We start from the raw sequence: 9,510 nt of genomic DNA, 5'->3' as shown, positions 1-9,510 counted from the left end.
CGGGATAGACGGCGACGGTGTTGGTGATCTCGTTGATCGGGGCGATGCCGCCGGGCCTCAGGTCGTCGGTCGAGCCGCTGTAGCCCACCGAGCGGTATTCCTTCCAGCCCCCGGCGAACGTGAGGTCGGTGGATCCGACCGCGCGGCAGGGGCCGGGCGGGCTGCCGACGTTATCGCGCGGTGGTTCGTGCCGGTCGGCATACGAATACGGTTGCAGCCCTTCGAAATTGGCGATGCGACGCGCGTCGGCCAGGCTGATGACCAATGATTCGGCGTACGCGTGTTCGGGAGCCGTCGCCGCGGTTTTGCTCGGCGAGTGCGAGCACGCCGACACGACCACCGCGGCGCCGCAGGCGATGACGGCCGAAGCCCTGCCCAGCACCGACAGGCGCCGGCGAAAACGGCTCGACCGACGACCTGAGGCCCGGCGGCATCGCCCCGATCAACGAGATCACCAACACCGTCGCCGTCTATCCCGACGCGACCGCCGCGCGCGGGGCGCTCAACCAGCTGAACGCGACACTGGACCAGTGCGTTTCGCTGCATCACACCGGCTACGACTTCGTCCTGAACAAGCCGGACACGCAGACGCTCAAGCTCGGCTCCGACGGGTGGATTCACCTGTACGCGGTGAAGTCCTCGGTGCTGGTGTCCGTGGGCGTGCTCGGCATCGAACCCACCGAGCAGGTCGCCAACACGGTCCTGCAGACGGTGACCGACCGCATCAAGTAGGGGTCAGTCGAGCGCGGCCCAGGACTCGATGATCACCCGCGCGATCGAGATCGACCCCGGCAGCAGCAATTTCGACTCCGCCGAACTGGACCAGTCGCCGGCCGCCAGCGCCGCGCGCACCTCGTCGCGGGTGAACCAGGCCGCCTCGGCGATCTCGCCGTCGTTGAACGAGAAGTCCTCCGCCGGGTCCGCGACGGCGTGGAAGCCGACCATCAGCGAGCGGGGGAACGGCCACGGCTGGCTGCCCAGGTAACGCACGTCGCTTACGGACAGGCCGATTTCCTCGCGGATCTCGCGCGCGACGCAGACCTCGAACGATTCACCGGCCTCGACGAATCCGGCCAGCAGCGAGAACATCCGCTCCGGCCACACCGCCTGGCGGGCCAGCACCGCGCGGTCACCGCCGTCGTGGACCAGGCAGATCACCGCCGGGTCGATGCGCGGGAACTCCTCGTGACCGGTGACGGGGTTGACTCGCGCCCAGCCCGCCCGCGCCGGCCTGGTCGGTGAACCGTCCACAGAGCTGTACCGGGCGGAGTCATGCCAATTGAGCAGCGCGAGCGCCGACGACACCAGCTGGCTGCTGGTGTCGTCCAGGATGGAGCCGAGCCCGCGCAGGTTCACCACCTCGGCGCGCACGTCCGGGTCCTCGGGCGCCTCCAGCGCGCCGCGGACGGCCCACACGTGCCGGTCGTTGTCGATGCGGCCCAGGAACACCGCATCCGGTGGCGGCGTGTCGCCCATCCGGGCCGCGGCGCCGAGCACCACCCGGCCGTCGGCGACCAGCACCTGGCTGCGAGAATCCACCCGCAGCAGCGCGGCGTCGGCCCACCCGGCGGCGGCCGCTTCGACGTCGGTGCGCAGTTGGTCGGCGCGGTCGGCACCGACACGCGACAGCAACGGGACGTTGTGCAGCTGAAAGTCCGCGATCGCCATCAGTGCCCGGCCTGCCGGATGTAGAGCAGCCGGTCGTTGGCCTCCACGGCGTCCACCTCGGGCGCCCCGATGCGCAGCAGCTGGCCGTCGCGCACCACGCCGAGCACGATGTCGCGCAGATGCCGCGGGGAGCCGCCGACCTCGGCCGGCTCCACCTCCCGCTCGGCGATCGCCAGCCCGACGTCGGGGGTCAGCAGGTCCTCGATCATCTGCACGACGCTGGGCGTGGTCGTGGCCAGGCCGAGGAGGCGCCCGGCGGTCGCCGAGGACACCACCACCGAGTCCGCGCCCGATTGCTGCAGCAGGTGCTGGTTTTCGGCCTCCCGGATGGACGCCACGATCTTGGCGTTGGGCGCGATCTCCCGCGCGGTCAACGTCACCAGCACCGCGGTGTCGTCGCGGCTGGTGGCCACGATGATCGAGGCCGCGTGTTGCGCGCCGGCCAGCCGCAGCACGTCGGCCTTGGTGGCGTCGCCGTGCACGGTGACCAGCCCGGCGCTGGCGGCGTGCTCGAGGGTGGTCCGATCGGTATCGACGACGACGACGTCGCCCTGGGCGGCCTCGTCACCGAGGATGGCGGCGACCGCCGTCTTCCCCTTGGTGCCGTAGCCGATCACGATCGTGTGGTTGCGCACTCTGCTCCTCCAACGCTGAATCTTCCACCCTTGCCGGGACCGCTCGGAGAGCACTTCCAAGGTCGTGCCGACCAACACGGCCAGGAAGGCGATCCGCAGCGCCGTGAAGATCAGGGTGTGCACCAAGCGCGCGGTTTCGGTGTACGGGGTGATGTCGCCGTAGCCGGTCGTCGAGAGCGACACCGCCGAGAAGTACACGCAGTCCAGGAATGTCAGCGGCTGGCCACGCACATCGCGGTACCCGTTGCGGTCCGCGTAGACGATGACGGCCGCGGCGAACAACACCACCAAGGCGATGGCCACCCGGCGGGTGATGACGCGGATGGGGCTGGCGTGCTCCTCGGGGATGCGCACCACGCCGACCAACTGATGGCCTCGCTGGGCGGACAGCGTCTCTTCCAGACTGCTCAGTTGCCGGGACTTACCGTTGCGCACGGCGGTCCGTGATCGGCTCGACGCCAGCGCAGGAGACACGCACGCCTCAATGAAACCACGATCCCGCCCCCGGTACTCGGGCAGCGCGGGTCACCCGGGACCGGCCACCAACCCGGCCAGTTCGTCGGGAGCGGGCAGATCGTCGGGAGCGATCGTGGTGCGGGCGCGCACGTAATAGAAGGCGGTCCGCACCGACGATTCCGCAACACCCGACAACGCGGCCCACGCCAAGCGGTAGACGGCGAGCTGGACGGCGGCCTGCCGCATGGCCTCCGGTCCGTGCGGCGGTTCGCCGGTCTTCCAGTCCACGACCGTGGCGCCGCCGTCGGGGTCGGCGAACACCGCGTCGATGCGGCCCCGCACCAGAGTGGCGCCGATCGGCATCTCGAACGGCACCTCCACGGCGATCGGGGTGCGCGCCGCCCACGGCGATTCGGCGAACGCGGCCTGCAACCCGGCCAATTCCCGGGTATCGCCCACGCCGGAGTCCGCCGCGCCCGGCAGGTCGGCGAGATCGAACAGGCACTCGGCGCCGTAGAACTGCTGAACCCAGGCGTGAAATGCGTTGCCCAGCAACGCATGCTGATCCGGGCGGGCCGGCAGCCGATGCCTGAGACGCCGCACCGCGCCCGCAGGGTCTCGCGCCAGGTCCACCAGGCCGCTCACCGACAGCTGGCTGGGCAACGCCCCGGCGGGCGGTGCGGCCAACCGCGCACGCTCGGCCAGTAGCGCGTCGACGTCGGTGGCCCAACCCTCGATGTCGGCACCCCGCTCTCCCCCGTCGCCCGACATCGCACGGGTGACCAACGCCGCGCCGCGCTCGACATCGATGCGCCGGGCGGCCAGCGGGTCGGCGGGCCAGACGGCCTCGAGAGTGTTGTCGCGCAACGGGTTCCGGTCACCGTCGGCGGGCGCGGGCGCCCACCGGTCCACCACCCCGGAGGGCTCGCCGGCCGCGGCCGAACGGTCGATGACCTCCTTGATCTCGCACAGGAAGTCCGACGGGCCGCGCGGTTTGATCCCGGTGGCACCCCAATGGTGACCCGACACCAACAGGGTGTCCTCGGCCCGCGTGATGGCGACATACAGCAGTCGGCGCTCCTCGTCGACGCGCCGCTGTTCGAGCTGGCGGCGATGCTCGGAGATCTTGTCGGACAGCTGCTTTCGATTGGTGACCTCGGTGATGTCCAGCACCGGGATGCCGAGTGCGCCCGCCGAGGCGCGGTCGCCCCGCAACAGGGGTGGCAGCTCGGCCGCGTCGGTGAGCCAGGAGCTCCTGGAGGCGGTCGACGGGAAGACGCCGCCCGACAGGTGCGCCACCGCCACCAGCTGCCACTCCAGCCCCTTGGCGGAGTGCACCGTGAGCACCTGGACGCGGTCACGCGCGGCCACCACCGGGGCGGGCGGCAACCCGTTCTCGACCGACTCCGCCACGTCCAGAAAGGCCAGCAGCCCCGACACCGATGTCGTTGCGCAACGGTCCGGTCCGCCGGCGGCGTCGGCCCGCTCGGCGTAGCCGGCGACGACGTCGGCGAACGCGTCGAGGTGTTCGGTGCCGGTCCAGCCCGCGTTCGCGCCCGCCGCGGCGCGGACCTCGCAATCGACGCCCAGCACCCGGCGCACCTCGGCGACCAGGTCCGGCAGCGAATGGCCCAGGTGGCCGCGGAGGGCGCGCAACTCGGCGGCCAGCGCGGCGACACGCCGATATCCCGCGGCCGAATACGCTTCGGCCGGGCCGGGATCGGCGAGGGCATCGGCCAGGCACGCGGCGTCGGCGTCCGGGCCCGCGGCCATCGCGATCGATTCCGGCGCGGCGGCCGCACCCGCGCTCGGGGCGTCGGCGAGTTGGCGGGCGCGCCGCCAGAGCGCGGCGATGTCCCGGCCCCCGAGGCGCCAGCGCGGGCCCGTGAGCACCCGCATCGTCGCCGCGCCCGCGGTCGGGTCGGCGACCAGCCGCAGCATCGCCACGACGTCGGCGACCTCGGGGACCGAGAGCAGCCCCGCCAGTCCGACCACCTCGACCGGGACTCCCCGGGCGCGCAGGGCGTCGGCGATCGGGGCGGCATCGGCGTTGCGGCGCACCAGAACCGCGGCGGTCGGCGGGCTCACGCCGTCGGACCGGGCCGCCCGGTACCGCGCGGCGACCTCGTCGGCGATCCACTCCCGTTCGGACTGCACATCGGCGAGCAATGCGCAGCGGACGGTCCCGGGCGGGGCGTCCGGGCGCGGCCGCAGGGCATGGACGGCGACCGATCTGCGGCGCGCCTCCGCCGATATGGCGTTGGCCAGCTGCAGGGTCCGCGGCGGGTTGCGCCAGCTCGTCCGCAGCTCCAGAACCGGCGCCGGGGTGCCGTCGGCGAGGGGGAAGTCGGTGGTGAAGCGCGGCAGGTTCGTCGCCGAGGCGCCGCGCCAGCCGTAGATCGACTGGATCGGGTCGCCGACGGCGGTCAGCGCCAGCCCGTCGTCGGCGCCACCGCCGAACAGCGCCGACAGGGCGACCCGCTGGGCGTGCCCGGTGTCCTGGTATTCGTCGAGCAGCACCACCCGGTAGCGGCCCCGCAGGTCCTCGCCCACCTGCGGGAAGTTCGCCGCCAGCCGCGCCGCGCAGGCCATCTGCACGCCGAAGTCCATGGTCTTCGCGGCGCGCATGCGCTCGTGCAGCGCGTCGAGAAGCGGCACCAGCTCGGCGCGCTGGGTCTGGGTGGCCAGCAGCCGCAGCAGCCATTGGCTGGGCCCCCGCTCACGCTGATAGGGACCCGCCGGCAGGGTGTGGATCAGCCGCTCCAGCTCCAGATGGGTATCGCCGAGCTGGCGGGTGTCCACCAGATGTTCGGCCAGTTGCCCCCACAACCGCAGCACCATCGACGTCACCGCGGCGGGGGTCTTGTCGGTATGCAGCTGGCCCCGGTACCCGCTCACAACGTCGAAGGCCAGCTGCCACAGCTCGGTCTCGCCGAGCAGCCGGGTGTCCGGCTCGATGGGCAGCAACAACCCGTAGTCGCGGATCAGCGAACCCGCGAAGGCGTGGTACGTGCTGACCGTCGGCACACCCGCCGGTTCCTCGGGAGCCGCCCCGTCGGGGCCCAACCCGACGCCGGCCAACCGGGCCAGCCGGGACCGCACCCGGCGCAGCAGCTGGCCGGCGGCCTTGCGGGTGAACGTCAGCCCCAGCACCTGGCCGGGCTCGGCGTAGCCGTTGGCGACCAGCCACACCACCCGCGCGGCCATGGTCTCGGTCTTTCCCGCGCCGGCGCCGGCGATGACGACCAGCGGACCGGGCGGTGCCGCGATGACGGCAGCCTGCTCCTCGGTGGGTGGGAAAAGCCCCAGCGCGCAAGCTAATTGGGCGGGGCTGTAGCGCGCGTTCACTGCGCCGCCCCGTCGGCGTGGGCCGGGCACGAGGGCCGCACGGGGCAGTGCGAGCACCCGTCGTTGCGCCGGGCGACGAACCGGGGCCCGGCGGTCGCCTCGGCCGCGCGCCGCACCAGCCGGCGCCATTCGTCGCGGGCGGCCGGCGTCAGCGGATCCTGTTCGCGCTCGGTGGCGCCCGAGGCCCCGGCCTTGCCGAGGTACACCAGCCGCGCGCCGCCCGGTTCGGAATCGGCCGGCTCCCCGGTCACAATTCCCTCGGCCACGGCCAGCTGATACATCGCCAGCTGGGCGTGTTGTTGGGCATCGTCTTTGCTGACCGGCGTCTTGCCGGTCTTGATGTCGACGATCACCAGGCGGCAGGCGGCGTCGCGCTCCAGCCGGTCGACCCGTCCATGCAGCCGGACCTCGCCCCCGCCATCGGCGGACGCGCCGAGGGTTCCGTCAATCTCGACTTCGACGCCGACCTCGGTCAGCTCGCCCCGGGTCCGCGCCCGCCATTCGACGAAGGCCTCGATCATCGCGCGGTGGCGCTCCAGCTCGTTGGCCGAATGCCAGTCGGCCTCGAACGGCAGATGCCGCCACGCGCGGTCCAGCTCGGCCAGCAACTCGGTTGCACTCCGCTGCGGCTCGGCGACCAGGGCGTGCAGCACCGAACCGATGGTGGAGCGCAGATCACGCGGGTTGGTTCCACCATGCCGTTCGGCCAGCCAGCGCAGCGGGCAGTCGTTGAGCATCTGCAGGGTCGACGGGGTCAACGTGACCGCCTCGCCGTCGCCACGCAGCGGTTCGCTGGTGCTGACCGGGACCAGCCCGTGCCAGGCCGCCGGCTCGGCGCCCGGGACACCGGCCCGGGCCAGTCGCGCCAGTTCCCTCGCTGCGCAGGCGCGCTCGGCGTCGTCGACGGCGCCGTCCGGTGCGCACACGACAGCTCGCAGCCGGCCGACCAGCGCGGCGGCGGACAGCACCCGGGGCGCCGAGACGGGTTGCGCGGCCGCGGCGTCGCCGCCGTCGTCTGCCCACCGGGCGAGTTCGTCGCAGAACGCGGACGGCAGCGCGGCCTCGCAGTCCGCTCCGCCGGTGTCGCTGTCCACGGCCGTCACCAGCAAGCGGCGGCGGGCCCGGCCCATGGCCGCCACCAGCAGGCGCCGTTCCTCGGCCAAAAGGGGCGCCCGCACCGACGCGTCGCCGGTGACGCCGTCAAGCACGTCCAGCAACCGCTGGGTGCCCAGCACGCCGCCGCGCGGAGCGGTGTTGGGCCACAACCCCTCTTGCAGCCCCGCGATCACCACCAGGTCCCATTCGTGACCCAATGCGGCGTGCGCGCTGAGCACCCGCACCTGGTCCACGGTCGAGACCGGCTCCTGGTTCACGCCGGGCAGGTGCAGCGCGGCGACGTGCTCGACGAGGCCGCGCAGCGACGCGCCCGACGTGCGGGAAACGTATTGATCGGTGATGTCGAACAGCGCGGTCACCGCCTCCAGGTCGCGGGTGGCCTGCGCGCCGGCGGGTCCGCCGCGTTCGGCGGCCGCCAGCCAGCGCTGCTGCAAGCCGGAGCGCTGCCAGGCGGCCCACAGGGTGTAGCGCGGGTCTTGGCCCGCACGATGGCAGCGCGCGGCGGCGTCCAGAACGGCGCGGACGCGATGCACCGGGCGGAACTGCCGGCCCGGCGGCGGCGCGTCACCGCATAGCGCGCCGGCCAGCAGGTCCGCGGCGTCATCCGGGGCCGGGTTGGAGCGTTGCAGTGTTCGGCGCAGCTGCCGCAGCGAGACCGGGTCGACGCGACCGATGGGACCGGTCAACAGGGCGAGCGCGCGTTCGCCATCGAGCCCGTCGGCGGTGCCCGACAGGACGGTGAGCAGCGCCCGGGCCGCGGGCTCGTCGGACAGCGGTCCGCTTGCGGTGGGCGCGGCCACCGGCACCCCCGCGGCGGCCAACGCGCGCGGCAACCGGATGCCGGCCCGCGGCACCGAGCGGACGATGACCGCCATCTGCGACCACGGCACGCCGTCGACCAGGTGCGCGCGCCGCAGCGTGTCGGCGATCATCGCCGCCTCCGCGTGCGCCGACGCGGCCAGGCGCACCGTGACCGATCCCTCCTCGGGCCCGGTGCCCTCGATCCGGCGGCCCCCGCTGCCGCCGGGCAGCCGGCGCGCGACGCCGCTGACGGCCCGCGCCACCGCCGGCGCGCAGCGGTGCGAGGCCGTCAGCGTCACCGACGGTGCATCGCCCTCCAGCAGCCCGGTGGATTCACCGCCACGGAAGCCGAACACCGCCTGGTTGGGATCGCCGGCGATCAACGCCAGCTCGGCGCCGGCCGCGAGCACCCGGACCAGGCGGGCCGCCTGCGGGTCGAGTTGCTGGGCGTCGTCGACCAACAAGACCCGCACCCGCGCCCGCTCGGCGGCCAGCAGCTCGGGGTCGACGGCGAAGGCCTCCAGGGCGGCGCCCACCAGCTCGGCGGCGCCCAGGGCGGGCGTCGTCGCCTGGGGGGCCGCCGTTCCCACCGCCGCCCGCAGCAGCATCACCTGCTCGTACTGCCGGGCGAACCGGCCGGCGGCCGCCCATTCCGGTCGCCGGTGACGACGGCCCAGGCGCTCCAGCTCCTGCGGGTCCACTCCGCGTTCGGCGCAGCGCGCCAACATGTTTCGCAGCTCGGTGGCGAAGCCCGCGGTGGTAAGCGCGGGGTGTAGATGGGCGGGCCACGCCGTCGCCCCGCGCGGGCCGTCCTCGAGGTCGCCGGCGAGCAACTCCCTGATGATGGCGTCCTGTTCGGCGCTGGTGACAAGCCGAGGGGGCGCATCGCCGGCCCGCTCGGCGGCCCGCCGCAAGACCGCGTACGCGTAACCGTGCACCGTGCGCACCAACGGTTCTCGGACGGCGGTCCGGCAGGGGCCGGTGGCCCGGGGCCTCAGCAACGCCGTCGTCAACGTGGCGCGCGCCGTCGTCCCCAGCCGGCCTGAACCGGTAAGCAGCAGAACCGATTGCGGGTCCAGGCCGGCGTCGATCTGAGCGACCGCGGCATCGACCAGCAGGCTGCTCTTGCCGGTGCCGGGCCCGCCCAGCACCCGGACCGGCCCGCGCGCACCGGGCAGCAGCAGAGCCCGCGCCTCGCTGTCCCAGGTGTACGACATGGCTGCATGCAATCACCAGGGTCTGACAAGTCGGTCCAACCCGAACCGCCGGCGGCCCCTACGCTGGAGTCCGCGAACAGCCCGACCAACGGTCAGGAAGGTAGGTAATCGTGACAGACGTCGAACGCGGCTTTCCCAGCGACGAAGCGCCCGAGGGCGACGCCGCGGAACAGCTGCAGCCCGTCGACTTCGATGACGAGGCCGGCTTGGACACCGAATATCTGACCACCGCCGACCGCGAGGCGAACGAGGCCGACGTGATCGAGCAG

At 73.1% G+C, this 9,510-nt stretch carries 6 protein-coding genes and 1 pseudogene; 2 read left to right on the top strand and 5 right to left on the bottom strand.

Going from position 1 to position 9,510, the window contains the following annotated elements:
* Positions 1-382, bottom strand: a pseudogene (locus A5713_RS19165) (sensor domain-containing protein); the annotation flags it as partial.
* Positions 383-417: 35 nt separating this feature from the next.
* Here A5713_RS19165 and A5713_RS19160 point away from each other — a divergent pair.
* A complete protein-coding gene (locus A5713_RS19160; protein WP_082973038.1) occupies positions 418-732 on the top strand; it encodes a sensor domain-containing protein in 315 nt (104 codons plus the stop codon).
* Between the two features lie 3 nt (positions 733-735).
* Here A5713_RS19160 and nudC read toward each other — a convergent pair whose 3' ends face one another.
* The 4 genes from nudC to A5713_RS19140 form a co-directional block, all read right to left on the bottom strand.
* Positions 736-1,668: an NAD(+) diphosphatase gene (gene nudC, locus A5713_RS19155; protein ID WP_068098003.1), complete on the bottom strand. Its 933-nt coding sequence runs from the start codon at positions 1,666-1,668 to the stop codon at positions 736-738.
* Positions 1,668-2,738, bottom strand: coding sequence for a TrkA family potassium uptake protein (locus tag A5713_RS19150; RefSeq protein ID WP_068098002.1), 1,071 nt, complete (start codon positions 2,736-2,738; stop codon positions 1,668-1,670). The genes nudC and A5713_RS19150 overlap by 1 nt, the downstream gene beginning before the upstream one ends.
* Positions 2,739-2,828: 90 nt before the next feature.
* Positions 2,829-6,137: an ATP-dependent helicase gene (locus A5713_RS19145; protein WP_369804500.1), complete on the bottom strand. Its 3,309-nt coding sequence runs from the start codon at positions 6,135-6,137 to the stop codon at positions 2,829-2,831.
* A complete protein-coding gene (locus A5713_RS19140) occupies positions 6,104-9,241 on the bottom strand; it encodes an ATP-dependent DNA helicase (protein WP_068098001.1) in 3,138 nt (1,045 codons plus the stop codon). The genes A5713_RS19145 and A5713_RS19140 overlap by 34 nt, the downstream gene beginning before the upstream one ends.
* Before the next feature lie 110 nt (positions 9,242-9,351).
* Here A5713_RS19140 and A5713_RS28815 point away from each other — a divergent pair.
* The coding region (locus tag A5713_RS28815) for a hypothetical protein (protein ID WP_197516416.1) at positions 9,352-9,510 on the top strand (159 nt) is incomplete at its 3' end.

It is taken from the genome of Mycobacterium sp. E2497 (genome assembly GCF_001668695.1).
Classification (GTDB): Bacteria; Actinomycetota; Actinomycetes; order Mycobacteriales; family Mycobacteriaceae; genus Mycobacterium.
Note: the sequence above shows the minus strand (reverse complement) of the source record. Positions and strands in the feature narration are given on the sequence as shown.

Coding starts and splice junctions, on each gene's coding strand:
- nudC (WP_068098003.1), bottom strand. CDS start 1,668: ATGGCGATCGCGGACTTTCAGCTGCACAACGTCCCGTTGCTGTCGCGT.
- A5713_RS19140 (WP_068098001.1), bottom strand. CDS start 9,241: ATGTCGTACACCTGGGACAGCGAGGCGCGGGCTCTGCTGCTGCCCGGT.